Annotated in this window: 16 protein-coding genes and 2 tRNA genes; 6 read left to right on the top strand and 12 right to left on the bottom strand. The window is 64.8% G+C overall.

What is annotated here, in order from left to right:
* Window positions 1–41: 41 nt before the first annotated feature.
* From AB7A72_RS04055 to AB7A72_RS04025, 7 genes are all read right to left on the bottom strand, one after another.
* Entirely contained in the window at window positions 42–1,280 is a 1,239-nt protein-coding gene (locus AB7A72_RS04055) for a multidrug effflux MFS transporter (protein ID WP_369459071.1), read from the bottom strand.
* 169 nt (window positions 1,281–1,449) lie between these two features.
* On the bottom strand, window positions 1,450–1,992 hold the full coding sequence (locus AB7A72_RS04050; RefSeq protein WP_239810932.1) for a GTP-binding protein: 543 nt from the start codon (window positions 1,990–1,992) through the stop codon (window positions 1,450–1,452).
* Window positions 1,993–2,011: 19 nt separating this feature from the next.
* On the bottom strand, window positions 2,012–2,908 hold the full coding sequence (locus tag AB7A72_RS04045; protein WP_312462795.1) for a hypothetical protein: 897 nt from the start codon (window positions 2,906–2,908) through the stop codon (window positions 2,012–2,014).
* A gap of 321 nt (window positions 2,909–3,229) precedes the next feature.
* A complete protein-coding gene (locus tag AB7A72_RS04040; protein ID WP_312417256.1) occupies window positions 3,230–3,715 on the bottom strand; it encodes a copper chaperone PCu(A)C in 486 nt (161 codons plus the stop codon).
* A 159-nt stretch (window positions 3,716–3,874) separates the two neighbouring features.
* A tRNA-Lys gene (locus tag AB7A72_RS04035) sits at window positions 3,875–3,950 on the bottom strand.
* Between the two features lie 67 nt (window positions 3,951–4,017).
* Window positions 4,018–4,093 (bottom strand) — tRNA-Lys (locus tag AB7A72_RS04030).
* Window positions 4,094–4,264: 171 nt separating this feature from the next.
* Window positions 4,265–5,242 (bottom strand): GMP reductase, encoded by a 978-nt coding sequence (locus tag AB7A72_RS04025; protein WP_239810935.1) that lies wholly within the window; start codon window positions 5,240–5,242, stop codon window positions 4,265–4,267.
* A gap of 293 nt (window positions 5,243–5,535) precedes the next feature.
* On the opposite strand from AB7A72_RS04025, the gene AB7A72_RS04020 reads away from it, so the two are divergent.
* Both AB7A72_RS04020 and AB7A72_RS04015 read left to right on the top strand, forming a co-directional pair.
* The gene (locus AB7A72_RS04020; RefSeq protein WP_369459070.1) at window positions 5,536–7,989 is read left to right on the top strand and encodes a UvrD-helicase domain-containing protein; all 2,454 of its coding nucleotides are present in this window, start codon (window positions 5,536–5,538) and stop codon (window positions 7,987–7,989) included.
* 311 nt (window positions 7,990–8,300) lie between these two features.
* Window positions 8,301–9,434, top strand: a complete 1,134-nt coding sequence (locus tag AB7A72_RS04015; RefSeq protein WP_369459069.1) for an FUSC family protein — start codon at window positions 8,301–8,303, stop codon at window positions 9,432–9,434.
* A 50-nt stretch (window positions 9,435–9,484) separates the two neighbouring features.
* On the opposite strand, the gene AB7A72_RS04010 is transcribed toward AB7A72_RS04015, so the two are convergent.
* The 3 genes from AB7A72_RS04010 to AB7A72_RS04000 all read right to left on the bottom strand — a co-directional run bounded on the left by AB7A72_RS04010 (window position 9,485) and on the right by AB7A72_RS04000 (window position 11,875).
* Window positions 9,485–10,282, bottom strand: coding sequence for a BPSS1780 family membrane protein (locus AB7A72_RS04010; RefSeq protein WP_369459068.1), 798 nt, complete (start codon window positions 10,280–10,282; stop codon window positions 9,485–9,487).
* A gap of 137 nt (window positions 10,283–10,419) precedes the next feature.
* The gene (locus AB7A72_RS04005) at window positions 10,420–11,376 is read right to left on the bottom strand and encodes a homoserine kinase (protein WP_312417264.1); all 957 of its coding nucleotides are present in this window, start codon (window positions 11,374–11,376) and stop codon (window positions 10,420–10,422) included.
* Window positions 11,377–11,500: 124 nt separating this feature from the next.
* Window positions 11,501–11,875, bottom strand: coding sequence for a hypothetical protein (locus AB7A72_RS04000; protein ID WP_312417265.1), 375 nt, complete (start codon window positions 11,873–11,875; stop codon window positions 11,501–11,503).
* 52 nt (window positions 11,876–11,927) lie between these two features.
* Between AB7A72_RS04000 and polA the strand changes: the two genes are divergently transcribed.
* Window positions 11,928–14,729 (top strand): DNA polymerase I, encoded by a 2,802-nt coding sequence (polA, locus tag AB7A72_RS03995; RefSeq protein ID WP_313336226.1) that lies wholly within the window; start codon window positions 11,928–11,930, stop codon window positions 14,727–14,729.
* Window positions 14,730–14,962: 233 nt separating this feature from the next.
* Window positions 14,963–15,934, top strand: a complete 972-nt coding sequence (locus AB7A72_RS03990; RefSeq protein WP_312417269.1) for a ZIP family metal transporter — start codon at window positions 14,963–14,965, stop codon at window positions 15,932–15,934.
* A 21-nt stretch (window positions 15,935–15,955) separates the two neighbouring features.
* Here AB7A72_RS03990 and AB7A72_RS03985 read toward each other — a convergent pair whose 3' ends face one another.
* A complete protein-coding gene (locus AB7A72_RS03985) occupies window positions 15,956–16,744 on the bottom strand; it encodes a LytR/AlgR family response regulator transcription factor (protein WP_369459067.1) in 789 nt (262 codons plus the stop codon).
* A 65-nt stretch (window positions 16,745–16,809) separates the two neighbouring features.
* On the bottom strand, window positions 16,810–17,844 hold the full coding sequence (locus tag AB7A72_RS03980; protein WP_239810944.1) for a sensor histidine kinase: 1,035 nt from the start codon (window positions 17,842–17,844) through the stop codon (window positions 16,810–16,812).
* Between the two features lie 122 nt (window positions 17,845–17,966).
* Between AB7A72_RS03980 and argH the strand changes: the two genes are divergently transcribed.
* Together argH and AB7A72_RS03970 are read left to right on the top strand one after the other, a co-directional pair.
* Window positions 17,967–19,424, top strand: coding sequence for an argininosuccinate lyase (gene argH, locus AB7A72_RS03975; RefSeq protein WP_230772600.1), 1,458 nt, complete (start codon window positions 17,967–17,969; stop codon window positions 19,422–19,424).
* A 42-nt stretch (window positions 19,425–19,466) separates the two neighbouring features.
* Entirely contained in the window at window positions 19,467–20,453 is a 987-nt protein-coding gene (locus AB7A72_RS03970) for a Bug family tripartite tricarboxylate transporter substrate binding protein (protein WP_312531452.1), read from the top strand.
* Window positions 20,454–20,594 lie beyond the last annotated feature (141 nt).

Raw genomic sequence — 20,594 nt, 5'->3', positions numbered from 1 at the left:
TGGCAGGACCTTGGCGCCTGGTGTGGCGCATCCGTCAGACGTCAGACTGCGTTGTGGCGGCCTATATCGGGCCAGCGGTGGTGAAAATAGATCCAGCTGACCAGGCCGGTCAGCATCAAGCCCATCGATGCGATGGCCAGTGCCACGGTCGAATGCATGACCAGGGGCGCGAGCACACCTGCGACGATACCATTGGCCACCGACGTGACGACGGCCTGCAGCGAGGAGGCGAGGCCCCGGCGCTCCGGGTGCAGATCCAGCACCAGCAGGGTGACCACCGGGGTCATCAACGCCCAGCCGAAGGAATAGATGCCCAGCGGCAGCAAGGCCCAGGCCGGGTGTGGGGGCAGCACCAGGTTCAGCAGCAGGTAGATGCAGGAGGTCAGGAACATGATCAGAAAGCCGTGGCGTACCTGGCGCTTCGGGGGTATCTTGCCCGCCAGCCTGCCGCTGACCCAGGCGCCCAGCATGATGCCGCCGATGGTGCAGATGAAGAACCAGAAGAACTGGGTCGGCTGCATGTGCATGTGGGTGCCCAGAAAGGTGGGGGCCGACAGGATGTAGATGAACATGCCATTGAACGGCACACCGCTGGCGGCAGCCAGCAGCAAAAAGCGCGGGCTGCTGCACAGCTGCCAGTAGCCGCGCATGAGGTTGCGCACATCAAAGGCCTGGCGTTTTTCGGGCGGCAGACTCTCGGGCAGCAGGCGCCAGTTGAAGGCCCACAGCAGTGCGCCGATGGCCGTCAGCAGCCAGAAAATGGATTGCCAGCTGGCATAGGCGATGAAGACGCCGCCGATCATCGGCGCCACTGCAGGCGCAATGCCGAAGTAGATGGTGATCTGGCTCATCACCCGCTGGGCCTGGGCAGGCGGGAAAAGATCGCGCACCACCGCACGCGAGACCACAATGCCGGCGCCGGTGGTGCAGCCCTGCAGCGCACGGAACAGAATCAGCTGCGCGGGCGTCTGGGCCAGCGCGCAGCCGGCCGATGTCAGCGCGAAGGCGGCCAGGCCCCACAGCACGACGGGGCGGCGGCCAAAGCTGTCCGACAGCGCACCGTGGAACAGGTTCATGAACGCGAAGCCAAACAGATAGGCCGACAGCGTCTGCTGCATCTGCAGCGGCGAGGCGTTGAGCGATGCCGCAATCCCCTCAAAGGCGGGCAGGTAGGTGTCGATCGAGAACGGGCCGAGCATGCCCAGCAGGGCCAGCATGACCGCCAGGATCCATTGGGGCGGGGGCGGGGTGGAGGCGTCTGCGGGGCGTGGTGGGTTCATGGCCAGCGCGCCACCGGCCCAGAGGCAGGGGGCGTCGTCAAATAGAGGTGAAGACAGGGCTGCGCTGCAGCCTGTTGCCTGCCCGGTGCGCAGGCAACAGGCGCCGAGCTTACCTCAAGCGCCGGGGTGCTGCAGTCGCTGCGGTATAGGGGAGCGCTGGGTGAGCCGCTCAACGGGGCTGCACTTCGTCAGGCAGCATCGCGGCGATGATGTCCAGGGTATCGAGCATTTGCGAAGGGTTGCGCGGATCGGCGCTGAGCACGGGCACGACGCACTCGGCATGGGCCGACAGCCGCACCGTGAACATCTCCTGCTGCGCGGCGGATGCCGGGCGCGCAATCAGCACCACGATGGCCTGGATGTTGGGTGCCGCATGGCACTGCTGTATCAGGTTGATGGTCTGCTCCATCGCCTGAGGATCATGGATATCGACCATGACGATAGCGCCAAAGGCCAGGGACAGCGCCCATTCGCGCACAAAGTCGTAGCGCTCTTGGCCGGGGCAGCCGTAGACCTGCAAGGTGTCCTCATCGTCGAGCTTGATTTCGCCAAAGTCGAGGCCCACCGTGGTGGTCTCTTTCGCATGGGCTTGCTTGTCCAGGTTGGGGACGTCGCATTCGATCGCCAGGCTGCCGCAGAGGCTGCGGATCGCTGTGGTCTTGCCGATACCCATGGGGCCCAGCAGCACGATGCGTTTGATGGGGTGGTGCATGCGGTCCTCCCGTCAGGTGTTAATGCGGGTCGCTGGCGCGGTTCTGGTGGATCCAGCGGCTCAGTTGTCGGAAAAGGCCCAGCTTGGCCGCTGCCGGGCCGGGCTCGGCGGCGTGGGCTGCTGGGGGCGCGGGGGTGGCCATGGCAACGGCGGGGGTGGCTGGAGGTGGCGCTGTCTCCACGAGCACGCCCTTGCCCCGCAGGACCTGGAGCACGCGCAGGATCTCCGCGCGCTCGAGCTGCGTGCGATCGGCCAATTCGTCCAGGTCACGGTCACCGGAGATCATCGCTGCCAGCAACTGCCGGTGCGCCTGGCCCGCCATGCTGCCGGTCAGTTGGGTCCAGCGCTTGATGCGAAACCGGGTGCCGGCCGCCGGCAGCTTGCCAGGCGCAGCAGGCACGGCCGTGGCGTTCGCCACCGGCACATCGGCCGCCGGCTCCGGCAGCGGCTCGGCGACCACGGTCGGCAGGCTCAGGTCGGTGGCCTTGAGGAAGGCCGCATCGGCATTCTTGAGCTGTACGTCATGCCCCAGGGTCATGCTGTGCTGGCGGCGGTTCTTCAGCGTCTCGCGCAGCCGCTTGCCATGGGCTTGCACGCTGAGGTGTTCGAGCACCTGGGTCAGGCGTCCCACGCTGTAATCGGGTGGCAACTGGGCATCGATCTGGTCGGGCCACTGGGCGCGTGCCGCCTGGGCCTGGTCGTCGGTCGCAATCAGCAGCACGAACGAACCGTGGGAGCGGTTCTGGATGGCGTCGGGCGCGCTATGGGCGTCGATCACCCACAATTCGGTAGCAGGCTTGGCGGTCTGAGAAGGCTGTTTGTCACGCCAGTGCTTGGCCGCGACCTCGAACAAATAGCTAAAGCGCAGTTGATGGGCTTCACTCAAATGGGCGGCATGCAGGATCAACTCGGACATAACAACTCTCCCTGGCACATTCACCTTCAAGCGTTGCGAAACCGCAGTTCGCGCCAGGCATTCGCTTGGCGTGGACGCTGTTCCATTTTCAAAGCTTGTAATAATATGTCAATGTTGTAGATCTATTAATAATCGGTAATTAATTAATAGCTACTATAGTTTGATCTTGGTGCCAGATTAGGCGGGGGATGCCTGAAAAGTGTAACTGCCTTTCCGGGCAGCTCTGTGGCCCAGCGTTGGCAACGCGACAGAGATGTTTGGCAAGGCTTATTTAGTATTCAAATAAACAACAGGCCAGTGCGGGCCTGCGGTGGTCGCCGGTCAGTGCTGGTGTTGGTGGCCGCCTGGCGCGGGCTGGCCTGCGGCTGCCGGGGCCAGCGCGCGTACCGGGGCGGTAACGGCAATGCTCTCCTTGGCGCCGTCAGCGTGCACCACGTCCAGCGTCAGCTCGACATTCTCGCCAGCGACCAGCGGCTTTTTCAGGCCCATCAGCATGATGTGGTAGCCGCCCGGCTTCAGCGTCACGGTCTGGCCACTGGGCAGGTTGACGCTGGGCACTGCCCGCATCTTCATGACGTTGTCCTGCATGCGCATTTCGTGCACTTCAGCGCTGCTGGCGGCGTCCGTCTTCACGCCGACGAGCTGGGCGTCGTCATGCGCAGAGCGCAGCTCCAGGAACACGCCGGAGGCCTGCTGCTGTGCGACGGTCGCGCGCGCCCAGGGATTGCTGACCGTGACATGGGCAAAGGCGCTGGAAGCGGTTGCAAACGCGAAGGCGGCGAGCAGGGAGGGGAGCAGGGGGCGCATGGTAGAGGACGGAGAGAAGTGGCAGGGGGGATGAATGATGGCTGCATTCTACAAGTGCAGCTGAATGGGCGCTTCCAGCCACTGCGGTAGTACGGCAGGCAGCGGGGGCGGGGGAGGCAATAAAAAACGGCCTAGGCGAAAAGCCTAGGCCGTCAAGAATGGTGGGCCCTGAGTGATTCGAACACTCGACCAACGGATTAAGAGTCCGCTGCTCTACCAACTGAGCTAAGAGCCCGAAACTGTCGCACCTTGGAAATGCTTTGTTTCGTGTGCCTGCGGGTTTTTCGCAAGCCAGAAAAATGTGGTGGGCCCTGAGTGATTCGAACACTCGACCAACGGATTAAGAGTCCGCTGCTCTACCAACTGAGCTAAGAGCCCACATTTTCTGCTGTCAGCAGTGCGCTGCAGCAAGCCTTGTATTATGCACTAATTTTTACGCCTGCTCGGAAAAATCCCCATATCAACCCTGATTTTTTCCGGCAGGCCGGGTGCCGCAGAGGCAAAAACGGCCCGTACGCTGCCGGGCCGTGCCTGTCTGCGGCGCGCGGTTTACATCAACAGATGTTCGCCCGCATTGTCGCCGCCCAGGATCACATAGTTGACCTTGCGGATGTCCATCAGGTGCTTGCCGCCTGCGTAGCTGATGGAGGACTGCACATCCTGCTCCATCTCGGTCAGCGTGTCCTGCAGCTTGCCCTTGATGGGTTCGAGGATGCGCTTGCCTTCGACGTGCTTGTACTCGCCTTTGTTGAAATCGCTGGCCGAGCCGTAGTACTCCTTGAACAGCTCACCATCGAGCTCGACCGTCTTGCCGGGCGATTCTTCATGGCCGGCAAACAGCGAACCGATCATCACCATCGTCGCGCCAAAGCGGATGCTCTTGGCGATGTCGCCGTGGCTGCGGATACCACCGTCGGCAATGATGGGCTTGGTCGCCACACGTGCGCACCACTTGAGCGCCGACAGCTGCCAGCCGCCGGTGCCAAAGCCGGTCTTGAGCTTGGTGATGCAGACCTTGCCCGGGCCCACGCCCACCTTGGTGGCATCGGCGCCCCAGTTTTCCAGATCGATGACCGCCTCGGGGGTGGCCACATTGCCGGCGATCACAAAGGCCTCGGGCAGCTTGTCCTTGAGGTAGATGATCATGTTCTTCACGCTGTCGGCATGGCCATGGGCGATGTCGATGGTGATGTATTCGGGGCAGATGTCGTCGGCGACAAAGCGGTCCACCACCTCGTAGTCCGCCTGCTTGACGCCCAGCGAGATCGAAGCGAACAGGCCTTGCGACTGCATGGCCTTGGTGAAGGCCACATTATCGATGTCAAAGCGGTGCATCACATAGAAATAGCCGTGTTGCGCCAAAAACTTGCAGATCTTCTCGTCCAGCACGGTCTTCATGTTGGCAGGCACCACCGGCAGGCGGAAGGTGCGGTTGCCCAGGACCACGCTGGTGTCACATTCGGAGCGGCTTTCCACGCGGCACTTGCGCGGCAGCAGAAGAATGTTGTCGTAGTCGAAGATTTCCATTTGATTCCAAGCTCCATAAAAGGTCGCAGCGAACCATTTCGCGGCGATGGGGCGCTTGGCTTGGAGACCGGTCGGGCAGGGCGCTTCGCGGTGGAAGACCCTCTTTTGCGCTGTTGCAGCCACAAAAAAACCGGGTCACAAGAAACTTGGGCCCGGTGACTGATTCTAGCAGCAAGCACCGGCTTTGCAAAAGCCTTGCCGGCCGCTGCAGTATGCGCCCTCGCTGCGCGCGGCCCCTGGGCGCATCGCGTGCCGGCAGCTCGCCAGCTTGTCGTTCTACCTACAATGGGGGGATGGATTCGAATGATTTGTTTGCACTGCCGTCCGATGCGGGCGGCGATGGGCATTTGCCGCTTCTCAATGGCCTCAACGACGAGCAACTGGCCGCTGCCACCTTGGAAGGGGGCCATGCGCTGATCCTGGCCGGTGCCGGCTCGGGCAAGACCCGGGTGCTGACCACGCGCATTGCCTGGCTGCTGCAGACGGGCCGTGCCACGCCGGGCGGTATTCTGGCGGTCACTTTTACCAACAAGGCCGCCAAGGAGATGCTGACCCGCCTGTCGGCGATGCTGCCCATCAATGTGCGCGGCATGTGGATCGGCACCTTCCACGGGCTGTGCAACCGCATGCTGCGCGCGCATTACAAGTCGGCGAATCTGCCGCAGACCTTCCAGATCCTGGACACGCAGGACCAGCTCTCGGCGATCAAGCGCCTGTGCAAGCAGTTCCAGGTCGATGAGGAAGCGCTGCCGCCCAAGCAGCTGCAGTACTTCATCAGCGGCTGCAAGGAAGAGGGCTTGCGCCCCTCCGACGTGCAGGCGCGCGACATGGCCGAGCGCAAGAAGGTCGAGCTCTACCAGCTCTACGAAGACCAATGCCTGCGCGAAGGTGTCGTGGATTTTGGCGAGCTGATGCTGCGCTCCTATGAGCTGCTGCGCGACAACGCTCCCATCCGGCAGCACTACCAGCACCGCTTTCGCCACATGCTGGTCGACGAGTTTCAGGATACCAACCGCCTGCAGTACCTGTGGCTCAAGCAACTGGCGGGCGAGATGGTGGGCGGCCAATTCCAGTCCCACAGCAGCGTGATTGCCGTCGGCGACGATGACCAGAGCATCTATGCTTTCCGTGGCGCGCGCGTGGGCAACATGCAGGATTTTGTGCGCGAGTTCGAGGTGCGCCAGCAGATCAAGCTGGAGCAGAACTACCGCAGCTACAGCAACATCCTCGACAGCGCCAATGCGCTGATCAGCCACAACAGCAACCGCCTGGGCAAGAACCTGCGCACCGACCAGGGCCCGGGCGAGCCGGTGCGGGTGTCCGAGAGCGCCACCGACATGGCCGAGGCGCAGTGGATGGTCGAGGAGATCAAGTCGCTGATCAAGAGCGATGGCTTTGCGCGCAGCGAGATCGCCGTGCTCTACCGCAGCAATGCCCAAAGCCGGATTCTGGAAACCAGCCTGTTCAACGCCGGCGTGCCTTACCGCGTGTATGGCGGCCTGCGCTTTTTCGAGCGTGCGGAAATCAAGCATGCGCTGGCCTATCTGCGCCTGCTGGAGAACCCGCATGACGACACCAGTTTCATGCGGGTGGTGAACTTTCCGCCGCGCGGCATTGGCGCCCGCACCACCGAGCAGCTGCAGGAAGGGGCGCAGGCCGCCGGTTGCTCGCTGTACGACGCGGTGACGGCCGTGGCCGGCAAGGCGGGCACCAAGCTGCAGTCCTTTGTCGCGATGATCGATGTGCTGCGCGAGGAAACCCAGGGCAAGACCCTGCGCGAGACCATCGAGCGCATGCTGGTGGTGAGCGGCCTGATCGAGCACTACCAGACCGAAAAGGAAGGCGCCGACCGCATCGACAACCTGGGCGAACTGGTGACCGCTGCCGAAAGCTTTGTCACCCAGGAGGGCTTTGGCAGGGATGCCGTGGCCATTCCGCTCGATGAGCAACAGGCCATGGGCGTGCCCGGCAGCGGCCAAAGCCCCGTCAGCCAGGGGTTGGACCCGGATGCGCCGCTGCTCGACACCCCGCTGCCCGACGCCGCCAATCCGGCCATCGTGAACCCGGACACCGGCGAGACCTTGTCGCCGCTCGTGGCCTTTCTGACCCATGCGGCGCTGGAGGCGGGCGACAACCAGGCGCAGGGGGGCCAGGACGCCGTGCAGATGATGACCGTGCATGCCAGCAAGGGTCTGGAGTTTGACGTGGTGTTCATCGGCGGGCTGGAGGAGGGCCTGTTCCCGCACGAGAACGCGATGACCGACACCGGCGGGCTGGAGGAGGAGCGCCGCCTGATGTATGTGGCGATCACGCGGGCGCGCAAGCGCCTCTACCTGAGCACCTCGCAGACGCGCATGCTGCATGGCACCACGCGCTACAACGTGCGCAGCCGCTTTCTGGACGAGCTGCCCGAGACAGCACTGAAATGGCTCACGCCCAGGCACTCCGGCTTTGGCAGCGGCATGGGCAGCCTGGCTTACGGCGGGGGCGGCGGCGGTGGTCGCTCGTCGGGCGGTGGCTATGGTGATTCCGCGCCCAGCATGTGGGGCAAAACCCCCGTGCCGGTGCAAAAGGCCGAGCCCGCGCATGGCATCAAGAAGGGCGCCAATGTGTTCCACAACAAGTTTGGCGAAGGCAAGGTGCTGGCGGTGGAAGGCACGGGCGACGATGCCCGCGCCCAGGTGAATTTTCCGCGCCACGGTACCAAGTGGCTGGCGCTGTCGGTGGCCAAGCTCACGGTGGTCTGAGCTGCGCGCGGCTCTCAGTCCAAAGTACAAGCCTGGCAGGTTTTGGGGTGATAGTGGGCGCCAACCTCAGGCTTGCATTTAATAGTTGCATAGGATACTATATGGGCTGCTCATCCGCTTGAGCAGCCCCGCCGCATGCTGGTGCACCCCTGCTGCCCAGGCGGCGCTGGCCGTCCCCCATCCGCGCAGGGGGCGGCGCCCGTGCTGCTTGCCGGCGGGTGAGTCGCCACTTCCATGTCCCAGCCACATGCGCTGGCCGCACCGCCGGCCGGTCTGCGCGTTCGCCAGTTGCTGGGTAGACGAGAATGCCCATGACCCCTGTCCGCAAGATTGACGTTTCCACCCCTTCCATGGGCCGCCCCCAGGCGCTGCGCCATCTGCTGTCGCCGCGCCAGCTGCGCGACAGCGCCCGTCTGCAGCCGCTGCCGTCGCTGCATATTGCGCTGATCGCGGCCATGCAGGCGGCGCTGGCGGTGCTGCTGGCCATGGTGGTGGCGCGTCTGTCGCCCTGGCCCCAACTGGTCGGCCCGTTGGGGCTGGGCGCATTGGCGGCGCTGTTTGGCCGCTTTGCGGCGCCTGGCCGGCGCATGCGCATCGTCGGCATCTGCGCGGCCATGCTGTGTGCAGCGGTGTTTCTGCCGTCCCTCGCGTCCTGGGCCGGGCTGCCCGCCCAGGGCATGGTCTGGCTGCTCGCGCTGGTGGCCGGCGCGGCCACGTTGGCGGTCAGCCACTGGCGCCTGGGTGGGCCGGGCGCGGTGATTGTGGTGTTCGCCGCCGGTGCCTCGCTGGCGCCGGTACACAGCGGGCAGCAGCTGCTGGAGCGCACCTTGGGCACCTTGGCCGGTGGCCTGTTGGCGGCCCTGGTCTGCTGGGCCACCGATGGCCTGCGCCACCAGGCGGTGCAGCGGGTGCAGCTTCCTGCGCAGCCGCTGCGGCCCTGGCCCGCCGAGCTGGCTGCTGCCGGCCGCATGGTGCTGGGTGCCGGTCTGGCGGCCTGGGTGGCCCAGGCGGCGGGCTGGCAGCATCCGGCGTGGGCGGCAATCGGCGCGACGGCGGTGATGCAGGGCAGCCACCTGCACATCACGATGAACCGTGCGCTGCAGCGCATGGTGGGTACGATGCTCGGCGCGCTGGTGGCGGGTCTGATTCTGTCGCTGGAGCCGTCCTTCTGGTGGATCGCTGCCAGCATCGTCGTGCTGCAGTTCATCACCGAGGTGAGCATTGGCTACAACTACGCGCTGGGCCAGATCACGGTCACGCCGATGGCCTTGCTGATGACGCATCTGGCCTCATCGCCCCAGGCGCCGCTGGGCATGCCGGTGGAGCGGGTGCTCGATACCGTGCTGGGCGCAGCGCTGGGCATTGTGTTTGCGCTGGCCCTGTCCAGCGTGGAAGACCGGGCGCACCTGCACCGCCTGCACCATGGCGAAGGCCCGCAGCCATGAAAAAAGCCCGGCTGTAGGGCACAGGCCGGGCGGGGATGGGTGGGGCAGTTTTAAAGTGCGACGCTGTCCAACTGCTCCGGCGCTTCAAAGCAGTCGCGGAAGCTGAACACCACCGACGTCAGAAACATCGTCGCCAGCATCAGCGAGCCGGCAATGGCGATGGCTGCCGCTGCCCAGGCGCCCAGCAAGGTGCCCAGCAGTGCAGACAGCAAGGCCATGGCAATGCCAAAGCCAATGCCGACAGCCATCCAGGCCAGGCCAAACATCGTGAAGGCGCCGATATTGCGGCTGCAGGCAATCAGGCTGAAGAACACCGCCTTGATGGCAGGCACACGGTGCCAGTAGATGAGGCCCGGCGCATGCCAGAACAGCAGCGACAGCGGGATGTACAGCAGCATGGTGGCGAACATGGCCTGCTGGAAGGCCGGTTGCTCGACGATCTCACGCGTGATCTCGCCGCCCATCAGGTTGAGGCGGGCAAACTGGCCGCCGTCGAACAGCGCGGAAAAGCCCAGCACCAACAGGAACAACAGCGCATAGAACACGCCCAGCACGACAAAGGAATTGCGCCGTTCCTTGTCGACACGCAGCGCTGCCAGTACCACCGGCAACGTGGGGCGCGTGCCCTGGGCCGTCAGCGCGGCGCCAATCATCATGCACAAGGTGGAGACCGGCAGCAGCGCCAGCGCGATGAAGGTGCCGGCAATCGGGATGGCCCCGATCAGCGACATCACCATCATCGACAGAAAGAACAGCGAGGTCAGGGCCAGCGCCTGGGTCTTGAAGGTTTTGAAGCCGTCTTGCACCCAGGTCACACCCTGGCGGGCAGTGGCGATACGAAGTTTCATGCACCAGCGCGCTGCAGCGCAGGCTGCAGCGATAAAAATCAAAGGGGATGGCGCACTGTAACCCATGCGCCCAAGGGGCAGGAGCCCATGTGGGCATGGCGTGCGCGGACGGGCCCCCGGTGGCTTTGAACCGGTTCTTAGACCAGTTGGTATGGCGTGGCCAGGCGCTCGCGCAGCACGCGCTCGAAATGGGTCGGGTCATGGGGCTTGAGCAGCGAGGCTTCGCGCGGCAGGTAGAAGTCCCAGAGGCGCGAGATCCAGAAGCGCAGCGCGCCTGCGCGCAGCATGGCATTGAGCAGCTCGCGCTCGCAGGCCTGCAGCGGACGTACCGCCTGGTAGGCGGCGAGCAGCGCGTCGGCACGGGCCTTGTCGATGGCGCCGGTGGCCAGGTCGATGCACCAGTCGTTGATGACCACGGACAGGTCAAACAGCCAGGTATCGACACCGGCGAAATAGAAATCAAAGATGCCCGTCAGGGTGTCGCCCTCGAACATGGCGTTGTCGCGGAACAGGTCGGCATGGACGGGTCCGCGTGGCAGCGCCGTATAGGCCGAGCTTTGTGCCACATGGTTCTGGTAGGCCAGCTCGCTGCGCAGCAGTTCGGCGGTGGCGGTGTCCAGGTAGGGCAGCACCACCGGCACGGTCTCGTTCCACCAGGGCAGGCCACGCAGATTGGGCTGCTGGCGCGGGTAGTCGAGCGCGGCCTGGTGCATTCGGGCCAGCACCTCGCCCAGCGATTGGCAATGCGCCGCCTGGGGCGCCAGCTGGCTCTTGCCGGGCAGCTTGCCAACGATGGCCGCCGGCTTGCCCTCGACCTGCAGCAGGATGTCGCCGGTCTTGCCATCGGCCTGGGGTTCGGGCACGGGAATGCCGGCCTTGGCCAGGTGCTTCATCAGGTACAGGTAGAACGGCAACTGGTCGGCGCGCAGGCGCTCGAACAGGGTCAGCACGTACTCGCCCTGGCTGGTGGTCAGAAAGTAGTTGGTGTTTTCAATACCGCCTTCAATACCGCGCAACGAGACGAAATCGCCCAGTGGGACGCGCTTGAGCAAGGCCTTGGCAGCCTTGTCGGATACTTCGGTGAAAACAGCCATGGATGTATATCGTCGCTACAAAAACAAGGCCAGCCTCTGTGGCTGGCCTGGCCCGCAAGGCGGGTGCAAAGAGGCGATTATCGCAAGCCCGGGCGGCGCCGGGCTTTTCGCTCTGGTATCGCGCTCAGAAATTACCGATGTTCCAGACGCGCTTCTTGCTCTGGGTGTCGCCAAAGCCATCGGGGCGGGCGCGGGCGCCGTCGGTCGGCTTGACCTCATAGCCGGGCATGTTGCCCATCTTGGGCTGCACATGGATGCTCTGGGTCTGGCCACCAATGCGCACCTCGTCGATACGGCTGCCCGCATCTTCCACCCGGATGTATTCGGCCTTCTGGTTGTACTTGTCGTTCGCGGGCGCCGCGTCGGCAGGGGCCGCAGGCTGTGCAGCGGGCTGGGCTGCAGGCGGCTCGGCAGGAGCGGCGGGTTGCTGGGCCAGCGCAGGGGCTGCCAGCACCAGTGCCAGGGCCTGGGCGATGAAAGAAGTGGTAATTGCGCGCATGGCTCAATTGTAAGTTGTCGCCCGGTGTTTGCGTACCGGGCACAATGTCAATATGCGTAATCCTCCTACTTTAGTGCTGGTGGACGGTTCCAGCTATCTGTACCGTGCCTACCATGCAATGCCCGACCTTCGTGCGGTTCCCGGCGACTCTGCCAGCCCGGCTACCGGGGCCATCCGGGGCATGATCAACATGATGCAGGCGTTGCGTAAAGACATACAGGCCGACTACGCCGTCTGTGTTTTCGACGCCAGCGGCCCCACCTTCCGCGACGATCTCTACACCGAGTACAAGGCCACGCGCTCGCCAATGCCCGATGACCTGCGCTCGCAGATTGCGCCCATCCATGAGGTGGTGCAGCTGCTGGGCTGGAAGATTCTGGCGGTGCCCGGCGTCGAGGCCGACGATGTCATCGCCACCCTGGCCCGGATGGCATCGCAGCAGGGCATCCAGGTCATCGTCTCCAGCGGCGACAAGGATTTGAGCCAGCTGGTCAACGAGCATGTGACCATCATCGACACGATGAACGGCAAGCGCCGCGATGTGGCCGGGGTCACGGCCGAGTTTGGCGTGCCGCCGTCGCAGATGGTCGAGTACCAGGCCTTGGTGGGCGATACGGTGGACAACGTGCCCGGCGTCAGCAAGGTAGGCCCCAAGACGGCTGCCAAGTGGCTGGAGGAACACGGCTCCTTGGACCAGCTGATCGCCAAAGCCGACACGATCAAGGGTGTTGCCGGCCAGAACCTGCGCGATGCGATTGCCAGCGGCCAGCTGGCGCTGAGCCGCCAGCTGGTGACGATGAAAACCGATTGCGCGCTGGACGACTACATCCCGGGCCTGCCTGCCTTCGATGGCATTACGCTGGGAGAGCCGGATGCCGCCGGCCTGGCACCGTTCTATGAGCAGTACGGCTTCAAGGGCCTGGCGCGGTCGCTGGGTTCTGCCGCAGGGCCCGCTGCGGGCAAGGCCGCAGCCGGCCCTGCCGGCCAGGCCGGTCTGTTTGACAGTGCCGATGCCGCGGTGACCGAGGTTGCCATCGAGGCCCAGCAGCGCGATGTGGTCTACCACACCATCCTGACCGAGGCCGATCTGGACGCCTGGTTGCTCAAGCTGCAAACGGCCGAATTGGCGGCGCTCGATACCGAAACCGATTCGCTCGATGAAATGCAGGCCCGTATCGTCGGCATCTCGTTCAGCGTGCAGGTGGGCGAGGCGGCCTACATCCCGCTGCGCCACGAAGGCATGGACGTGCCCGAGCAGCTGCCGATGGATCTGGTGCTGGCCAAGCTCAAGCCCTGGCTGGAAGACGCCAGCAAAAAGAAGCTGGGCCAACACGTCAAATACGACCAGCATGTGCTGGCCAACCATGGCATCCGCGTGCAAGGCTATGCGCATGACACCATGCTGCAGTCCTATGTGCTGGAGGCCGACCGCCCGCACAACCTGGGCAGCCTGGCACTGCGCCACACCGGCCGCACGGGCATCAGCTACGAAGACCTCTGCGGCAAGGGCAAGGGCCAGATACCGTTTGCCCAGGTACCGGTGGACAAGGCCGCCGCGTACAGCTGTGAGGATTCCGACCAGACCCTCGATGTGCACCGCGTGCTGTGGCCGCGCATCGAAGCCCATCCTGGCCTGGCGCATATCTATGCGCTGGAGATGCAGACCAGCGAAGCGCTGTTCCGCATCGAGCGCAATGGCGTGCGCATCGATGCGCCCGAGCTGGCGCGCCAGAGCAATGACCTGGGCCGCCGCATTCTGGCGCTGGAAGCCGAGGCCTACGAGATCGCCGGGCAGCAATTCAACCTGAGCAGCCCCAAGCAGCTCGGCGAGATCTTCTTTGACAAGCTGGGCCTGCCGGTGGTGAAGAAAACCGCCACCGGCGCGCGCAGCACGGACGAAGAAGTGCTGGAAAAGCTGGCTGAGGATTACCCGCTGCCGGCCAAGATCCTGGAGCACCGCTCGCTGTCCAAGCTCAAGGGCACCTACACCGACAAGCTCGCGCAGATGGCGCTGCCCAGCGATGGCCGCGTGCACACCCACTATGCGCAGGCGGTGGCTGTCACTGGCCGCCTGTCGAGCAACGAGCCGAACCTGCAGAACATTCCCGTGCGCACCGCCGAAGGCCGCCGCATCCGCGAAGCCTTTGTCGCGCCCGAGGGCAAGCTGATTGCCAGCGCCGACTACTCGCAGATCGAGCTGCGCATCATGGCGCATCTGTCGGGCGACGAGGCGCTGCTGAATGCCTTCCGCGATGGGCTGGATGTGCACCGCGCCACCGCCGCCGAGGTGTTTGGCGTGGCATTGGACCAGGTCAGCAGCGAGCAGCGCCGCTATGCCAAGGTCATCAACTTTGGCCTGATCTACGGCATGAGCAGCTTTGGTCTGGCCAAGAACCTGGGCATCGAGACCAAGGCCGCTGCCGCCTATATCGACAAGTACTTCCAGCGCTACCCCGGCGTCAAGCGCTACATGGACCAGACCGTCGAGCTGGCACACACGCAGGGCTATGTCGAGACCGTGTTTGGCCGGCGCCTGGTGCTGCCCGAGATCAATGGCGGCAACGGCCCGCGCAAGAAAGCGGCCGAGCGCGCCGCGATCAATGCGCCGATGCAGGGCACGGCAGCCGATCTGATCAAGAAGGCCATGGTGGCCGTACAGGCCAAGCTCGATGCCCAGAAGCCCGAGGTGCTGGTCATCATGCAGGTGCACGATGAACTGGTGTTCGAGCTGCCGGCGGCCGAGCAGGACTGGGTGCGCACGGAGATCCCGGCCATCATGGCCGGTGTCGCCGACCTGAAGGTGCCGTTGATCGCCGAGATCGGTTTTGGCCCGAACTGGGAAAAAGCGCACTGATGCGGATACCCAGCGCTGCCTGGTGACGGCAGCGGCTGAGGTTCCAGATGGACCGCCCCAAGCCCCGGCATGCGCCCAGGATTTGGGGCGGTTAATGCAACTGCGTTGCAACTAAGTGCTACCATGCGCGGCATGTTGGATGGGGCAGGGCGCCCGGTGGCTGCGCAGGCGCGCGGTGCTGCACTGGGGTGATGGCGTTGTTTGTTGTGCCGGCCCCGCTGAAGGATGGTTTCATGACTTTGATCGCAATCGTGCTGGCGACCCTTGCTGCCGGTTTGGGCAGCGTGTGGGTGGCCGCAGCGCTGATGCGCACGGGTATTGGCAGCCAGGGCAGCCGCTTTGGTGCCCAGCACCTGCTGAGCCTGGCCGCAGGCGCCTTGCTCGCTACCGCCTTTGTGCATTTGCTGCCCGAGGCTTTCGAGAGCCAGATCAACCCCAAGGCCCTGTTTGTGGTGCTGCTGCTGGGTCTGGTATTTTTCTTTTTGCTGGACAAGGCCGAACTCTGGCACCACGGCCATGAGCACCGCCATGCGCTGCCTGAAGAGCGCGGCCATGCCCATGGCGGCCATGCGGAAGGTGACCGTGCGGATGGCGAGCACGCCGATGGCCAGCATGGCCATGCGCACCACCACCACGGCCACACGCACAACCACAGCGCAGGCGGCTGGTCGCTGCTCACCGGTGACAGCGTGCACTGCTTTGGCGACGGTATCCTGATTGCGTCGGCCTTCATGGCCGATAGGTGGCTGGGCATCGTGGCGGCCATTTCGGTGCTGGCCCATGAGGTGCCGCACCATATGGGCGACCTGGTGGTGCTGTCGGGCAATGGCAGCCGCAGCCAGAGCAAGGTGGCGCTGCTCAAGCTGTCGCTGGCCGGTGCGGTGACCGCGCTGGGCGGTGTGGTCGGCTATTTCCTGGTCAGCTCACTGGCCGATTTTCTGCCGTACTTCCTGGCCATTGCATCGAGCAGCTTCATCTATGTGGCGCTGGCCGATCTGATCCCGCAGCTGCAGCGCCAGCTGTCGGCCAAGCAGACGGTGCAGCAGGTGGTCTGGCTGGCCATCGGCATGGTGGTGGTGAGCGCGGTCAGCACCTGGGCGCATGGCGACCATGACCACCCTGGCCATGCACACGGCCCGGCCGGGCAGCATGAGGCCCATGGCGCCGATGACGCGCATGGCGACCACGACGGGCACAAGCACTGAGACGGGTGAGGACGGCAGCTGTCAGCCTGCGCGCAGGCCACTGAGCTTGTTGGCCAGCAAGGCACGCACCACCGGCAGCTGGCGCCGCGAGACCAGCAGCACATCCGGGATGCCAAACAGGCGCAGCTGCCAGCCCTCGCTGTCGTCTGCATCACAGGCCTTTTCCAGGCAGCGGATGGCGGACGGTGCCACCAGCGCATTGCGGTGCACGCGCAGATAGCGCTTGGCAAAGCGCGTCTCCAGATCGTTGAGGCTGCCCGACCACAGATACTCATGTGTACCGGTGCGCACAGTCACATATTTCAACTCGGATTTGAAATACAGCACATCGGCCAGGCGCACCCGTTCGGTACGGCCCCGGTCGGTGATCAGCAAGGTGTCGGCATCCAGGTCGGGCTCGGGCAGGGCAGGGGCCTGGCGCAGTGCATGGGCCTGGGCGACCAGGGCCACCTTGTGCAGTGCGGCTGCCAGGCGCTCGCGCCGCACCGGCTTGGTCAGGTAGTCGGCGGCATTGACTTCGAAGGCGCTCAGCGCATGCTCGGGGTGGGCGGTGACAAAGACCACGGCCGGCGCCGGGGGCTGCTGCTGCAGCTGGCGCGCCAGCTCCATGCCGCTGAGCCCAGGCATGTGGATGTCCAGCAGCAGCACATCAAAGGCCTGGCCCACTGCCGCGGCACTGGCCAGCGCCTGCAGCGCCTCGGGCGCATTGGCGGCCTCGTGCACAGCGGTTGGCGCTGGTGTCATCTCGACGAGCAAGCGCCGCAGCCGGCTGCGGGCCAAGGCTTCATCATCCACAATCAATACTCGCATGGGCGCCTATGCTAGCGGAGGCGGGGCCTGGCTGCCAACACCGGCCGTCGTGTATTTGCGCCCGCTCAAGCCGGGATGCTGATGCGCACCATGTAGATGCCGTCCTTGCTGGTCGCCTTGAAGTCGTACTCCAGGTCATAGAGCAGGCGCAGCCGCTTTTTCACATTCAGGATGGCGGTGCCGGTGCCGGCACGCCGCTCCGGCTGCGGGGCGCTGAACGGGCGCGGCGTGGTGTTGATGATCTGGATCTGCACCATATTGCCCCGCCTGCGCGTGGCAATGCTGATGCGGCCATGGCCGTGGCTGGGCTCGATGCCGTGCTTGACGGCGTTCTCCACCAGTGGCTGCAGAAACAGCGGCGGCACGGTGGCGTCATCGGCGCGCGAATCCAGGTTCCAGCGCACGGCCATGCGGTCTTCAAAGCGGATCTGCTCGATCGACAGGTAGCGGCGCGCCAGCATCACCTCTTCGGCCAGGGTCGAGGCCTCGCGCTTTTCGGTCAGCGCATGGCGGAACAGGTCGCTCAGGTCCTCCAGCATGGCTTCGGCCTTGTGCGGGTGGTCCTGCACCAGCGCAATGGCGCTGTTGAGCGCATTGAAGAGGAAATGCGGGCGGATGCGCGCCTGCAGCTCGGCCAGCCGCGCGGTGGTGGCCGCCGGCGTGCGGGCCTGGGCGCGCCACTGCAGGCCCACCACGACCATCGCCGCCAAAAAGCCGCCCGCCGCAGCGCTGGCCAGCCAGGCGGTGTGTGACGACAACGTCGCCCATTGGTAGAGCATGGCCGCCAGCAGCCCGCAGGCCACGCCCAGCGCGGCGCCGGCCAGGTACTGCACGCGCGTGCTGCAGCGCTGCAGCTGCTTTTTCTGCTGGCAGGCCAGCACCAGCCACAGCAGGCTGGCCGGCAGCACCACGGCGGTGAGCAGTGCCAGCTGAAAGAACCAATCGAGCAGGCTGCTGGTGCCAAAGGCCGCAGCAATCGCCACCACGGTCTCGACCAGGGCCACCGTGCGGCCGATCACACTGGCGGTGCAGGCATCAAACACATAGGCCGTGCCGACGATGGCTTCGCGCGGTGCTGGATTAGTTGATGTTGCTGGCATGGTCGTGCAGGGTCGATAAAATCCTGGTTTTTCGCCCAGGGCTTCGGCGGGCCACAGGCACAGCACCGGAGGCTGTGTTTCCGCAGCGCAACTGGCAGCTTAACCCGAATACTGCGACCTTCATGTCTACACCACACGCTTCGTCTCCTTCGCACAACCAGCTCGATTCCAAGTCCGAAGCCTGGTCGGCGCTGTTCTCCGAACCCATGAGCGATCTGGTCAAGCGCTATACCTCCAGTGTGTTTTTCGACAAGCGGCTGTGGCAGGCCGACATCCAGGGCAGTCTGGCCCATGCACAAATGCTGTGTGCCCAGAAGATCATCGGCGAGCAGGACCTGGCCTCCATCGAGCAGGGCATGGCGCAGATCACCTCGGAAATCGAAGCGGGCAGCTTTGAGTGGAAGCTGGACCTGGAAGACGTGCACCTGAACATCGAAGCGCGCCTGACCCAGCTGGTGGGCGATGCCGGCAAGCGCCTGCACACCGGCCGCAGCCGCAATGACCAGGTCGCCACCGATGTGCGCCTGTGGCTGCGCGGCGAGATCGACCTGATCGAAGGCCTGCTGGGCGAGCTGCAGCTGTCCCTGGTGGAAGTGGCCGAAAAGAACGTTGACGTGATCCTGCCCGGCTTTACCCACCTGCAGGTGGCGCAGCCGGTGAGCTTTGCCCACCACCTGCTGGCCTATGTGGAAATGTTCAAGCGCGATGCCGAGCGCATGCTCGACGTGCGCAAGCGCGTCAATGTGCTGCCGCTGGGCAGCGCCGCGCTGGCCGGCACCACCTACCCGCTGGACCGCGAGCGTGTGGCCCGCACGCTGGGCATGGAAGGCGTGTCCCAGAACTCGCTGGACGGCGTCAGCGACCGCGACTTCGCGATTGAATTCACCGCAGCGGCGTCGCTGTGCATGGTGCACATCAGCCGCCTGTCCGAGGAACTGATCATCTGGATGAGCCAGAACTTCGGCTTTGTGCGCATTGCCGACCGCTTCACCACCGGCTCGTCGATCATGCCGCAGAAGAAGAACCCCGATGTGCCCGAGCTGGCACGGGGCAAGACCGGCCGCGTGGTCGGCCACCTGATGGGCCTGATCACGTTGATGAAAGGCCAGCCGCTGGCCTACAACAAGGACAACCAGGAAGACAAGGAGCCGTTGTTCGACACCGTCGACACCTTGAAGGACACCTTGCGCATCTTCGCCGAGATGATCGGCGGCCAGGTGAACCCTGCGACCGGCGCCAAGGAAGGCGGCATCACCGTCAACGCCGACAACATGCGTGCCGCTGCACTGAAGGGCTATGCCACCGCCACGGACCTGGCCGATTACCTGGTCAAGAAGGGCCTGCCTTTCCGCGATGCCCACGAGACCGTGGCCCATGCCGTCAAGCTCGCCTCGCAAAAGGGCGTGGACCTGACCGAGCTGCCGCTGGCCGAGCTGCAGGCCTTCAACCCCAACATCGAAGCCAATGTCTTCGAGGCGCTGAGCCTGGAAGGCTCGCTGAACGCCCGCAATACGCTGGGTGGTACGGCGCCTGCCCAGGTGCGCACGCAGCTGGCCAAGCACCGCACACGTCTGGCATAAGCCTTGCTTGAACGGTTCTTCTTCGATTCCTGAAAGCTGAGCATGTCCCTGCGTCGCCGCCATTTCTCCCAACAACTGCTGGCCGCTGCTGCGGCCGGGTGGCTGGCCAGCCCCAGCTGGGCGGCGGGCTACAACAAGGGCAAGCCGGTGCGGCTGTTGGTGGGCTTTCCACCGGGCGGCGGCACCGACGTGATCGCACGCCTGCTGGCCGAGAAGATGAAGGACAGCCTGGGCACCTCGGTGGTGGTGGAGAACAAGCCCGGCGCGGGCGGCCAGATTGCGGCCCAGATCCTCAAGGCCTCGCCGGCCGATGGCGCCACCTTCTTCGTCACCCACGACCACACCATCTCCATCCTGCCCCAGGTCGTCAAGAACCCGGGGTTTGACCCGCATGCGGACTTTGTGCCGGTGGCGGGATTTGCCAGCTTTGTCAATGCGATTGCGGTCTCCGACGGCCTGGGCGTGCGCACGTTCGAGGCCTATCTGCAGTGGCTCAAAAAGCAGGGCGGCAAGAGTGCGGTGGGCATTCCAGCCCCGGCATCGACGCCGGAGTTCCTGGTGCGGGTGCTGAACCAGCGCTTCAAGACCGATCTGGTGTCCGTGCCGTACCGGGGCAGCGCGCCGATGCTGGCCGACATGATGGGCAACCAGATCCCCGCCGGCATTGGCTCGGTGCAGGATTTCATCGAAAGCCACAAGGCCGGCAAGATCCGTGTGCTGGCGGTACTGGGCGGCAAGCGCCAGCAGGCCTTGCCCGATGTGCCCACCTTCAGCGAGCTGGGCTTGCCGGGCCTCGAAGACATGCCCTACTACGGCATGTACGCTGCGGCCGGCACGCCAGCCGAGATGGTGCAGGCCGTATCGCAGGCGGTTGCCAAGGCCGTGGCCGCCCCCGATGTGCAGGAGCAGCTGGTCGGCATGGGGTTGAGCGTGGGCTATATGACGCCCGAGCAGCTGCTCGCACGCGAGCGCGCCTATTCGGCCGTCTGGGCCCGCATCATCCGCGACAGCGGCTTCCAGCCCCAGTGACCTTCGCTGGCGCTGCTGGGCAGCAAGGCATCCATCGGCAGAGCCCCGGCAAGCCATTAGCCTAATAAATAGCATCTTCTTGTTGCCAAATGAAACACCTGGCTGCCCTGGGCGGCCAGCCAACACTGGCGCAGGCTAATT

Source organism: Comamonas sediminis, assembly GCF_041107495.1.
Classification (GTDB): domain Bacteria; phylum Pseudomonadota; class Gammaproteobacteria; order Burkholderiales; family Burkholderiaceae_C; genus Comamonas; species Comamonas sediminis.
This window is presented reverse-complemented; position numbering and strand designations above follow the sequence as displayed.

Excerpts from the sequence above, each read along its gene's own strand:
- AB7A72_RS04055 (WP_369459071.1), bottom strand. The coding sequence starts at position 1,280 with ATGAACCCACCACGCCCCGCAGACGCCTCCACCCCGCCCCCGCCCCAA.
- AB7A72_RS04050 (WP_239810932.1), bottom strand. The coding sequence starts at position 1,992 with ATGCACCACCCCATCAAACGCATCGTGCTGCTGGGCCCCATGGGTATC.
- AB7A72_RS04045 (WP_312462795.1), bottom strand. The coding sequence starts at position 2,908 with ATGTCCGAGTTGATCCTGCATGCCGCCCATTTGAGTGAAGCCCATCAA.
- AB7A72_RS04040 (WP_312417256.1), bottom strand. The coding sequence starts at position 3,715 with ATGCGCCCCCTGCTCCCCTCCCTGCTCGCCGCCTTCGCGTTTGCAACC.
- AB7A72_RS04025 (WP_239810935.1), bottom strand. The coding sequence starts at position 5,242 with ATGGAAATCTTCGACTACGACAACATTCTTCTGCTGCCGCGCAAGTGC.
- AB7A72_RS04020 (WP_369459070.1), top strand. The coding sequence starts at position 5,536 with ATGGATTCGAATGATTTGTTTGCACTGCCGTCCGATGCGGGCGGCGAT.
- AB7A72_RS04015 (WP_369459069.1), top strand. The coding sequence starts at position 8,301 with ATGACCCCTGTCCGCAAGATTGACGTTTCCACCCCTTCCATGGGCCGC.
- AB7A72_RS04010 (WP_369459068.1), bottom strand. The coding sequence starts at position 10,282 with ATGAAACTTCGTATCGCCACTGCCCGCCAGGGTGTGACCTGGGTGCAA.
- AB7A72_RS04005 (WP_312417264.1), bottom strand. The coding sequence starts at position 11,376 with ATGGCTGTTTTCACCGAAGTATCCGACAAGGCTGCCAAGGCCTTGCTC.
- AB7A72_RS04000 (WP_312417265.1), bottom strand. The coding sequence starts at position 11,875 with ATGCGCGCAATTACCACTTCTTTCATCGCCCAGGCCCTGGCACTGGTG.
- polA (WP_313336226.1), top strand. The coding sequence starts at position 11,928 with ATGCGTAATCCTCCTACTTTAGTGCTGGTGGACGGTTCCAGCTATCTG.
- AB7A72_RS03990 (WP_312417269.1), top strand. The coding sequence starts at position 14,963 with ATGACTTTGATCGCAATCGTGCTGGCGACCCTTGCTGCCGGTTTGGGC.
- AB7A72_RS03985 (WP_369459067.1), bottom strand. The coding sequence starts at position 16,744 with ATGCGAGTATTGATTGTGGATGATGAAGCCTTGGCCCGCAGCCGGCTG.
- AB7A72_RS03980 (WP_239810944.1), bottom strand. The coding sequence starts at position 17,844 with ATGCCAGCAACATCAACTAATCCAGCACCGCGCGAAGCCATCGTCGGC.
- argH (WP_230772600.1), top strand. The coding sequence starts at position 17,967 with ATGTCTACACCACACGCTTCGTCTCCTTCGCACAACCAGCTCGATTCC.
- AB7A72_RS03970 (WP_312531452.1), top strand. The coding sequence starts at position 19,467 with ATGTCCCTGCGTCGCCGCCATTTCTCCCAACAACTGCTGGCCGCTGCT.